Source organism: Roseovarius sp. A46 (assembly GCF_004126395.1).
GTDB classification, from domain to species: Bacteria; Pseudomonadota; Alphaproteobacteria; order Rhodobacterales; family Rhodobacteraceae; genus Roseovarius; species Roseovarius nitratireducens.
The window spans coordinates 1-1,115 of record NZ_PVWS01000004.1 but is presented as its reverse complement, the minus strand read 5'-3'; the positions used below and the strand labels follow the sequence as shown (position 1 = coordinate 1,115).

Genomic DNA, 1,115 nt, shown 5'->3' with positions numbered 1-1,115 from the left:
GGCATGTCGGAAGGGACGTTCTACAACTGGAAAGCCAAGTTTGGCGGCATGACAGTTTCCGATGCGAAGCGGCTCAAGGCGCTTGAAGACGAGAACGCCCGGCTGAAGAAGCTGCTGGCTGAGCAGATTCTTGATGCGGCGGCGATGAAGGAGCTGCTTTCAAAAAAATGGTAAGGCCCGCCGTGAAGCGCGCGGCCGTTGCGCATCTGCGGGCCCGGATGGGCCTGTCGGAACGGCGGGCCTGCCAGATTGTCGGGGCGGATCGGAAGATGATCCGCTACCGGTCGATCAGACCGCCAGAGACCGAGCTGCGTCAGCGGCTGCGCGATCTGGCCAATGAACGTCGCAGGTTCGGCTATCGGCGCCTGTTCGTGCTCTTGCGCCGCGAGGGTGAGCCTTCGGGCATCAATCGCATCTACCGGCTCTACCGCGAGGAAGGGCTGGCGGTGCGCAAACGACGGGCCAGACGCAAGGCCATAGGCACGCGTGCCCCGATCCTGGTCGAGGCGCGGCCCAATGCCCGCTGGTCACTGGATTTCGTCCACGACCAGCTCGCCTGTGGGCGACGGTTTCGCATCCTGAACGTGGTCGATGATGTGACCCGGGAGTGCCTCGCCGCAGTTCCGGATACCTCAATCTCTGGGCGGCGCGTTGCCCGAGAGCTGGCTCAGGTGATCGAGCGACGGGGAAAGCCTGGCATGATTGTCAGCGACAATGGGACCGAACTGACCAGTAACGCGATCTTAACCTTTGCCGCCGAGCGCGACATCGAGTGGCACTACATCGCTCCCGGCAAGCCCATGCAGAACGGCTTCGTGGAGAGCTTCAACGGCCGGATGCGCGATGAGCTTCTGAACGAGACGATGTTTCGCAACATGACCCACGCCAGAACGGTGATCCGCTCATGGGCCACCGACTACAACGAGGAGAGACCCCATTCTGCCCTCGGCTACCAGACGCCCAAGGCGTTCGCCGAGGAGCTGCTCACCGCAACCAACAGCCGCGCTGCGCCACCTGAAAGCTCCGCGCATCTGTCGGTTGCTCCACCTGCGCCTGTCGGCGTATCAACCCAAAGGGCTCCGGTTCCGGCTGGATGAAAGTTCAGTGGCAGGCCA

At 62.9% G+C, this 1,115-nt stretch carries 1 protein-coding gene; it reads left to right on the top strand.

All coding sequences use genetic code 11. The annotated features are described in order from the left end of the window. Positions 1-1,097, top strand: a protein-coding gene (locus tag C6W92_RS03295) for an IS3 family transposase (protein WP_129431762.1) whose coding sequence is annotated in 2 segments (ribosomal slippage) — positions 1-169 and positions 169-1,097 — 1,098 coding nt annotated over the 2 segments. Because the reading frame shifts where the segments join, the coding sequence is not laid out codon by codon here. This gene is flagged as partial in the annotation. Positions 1,098-1,115: the final 18 nt, after the last annotated feature.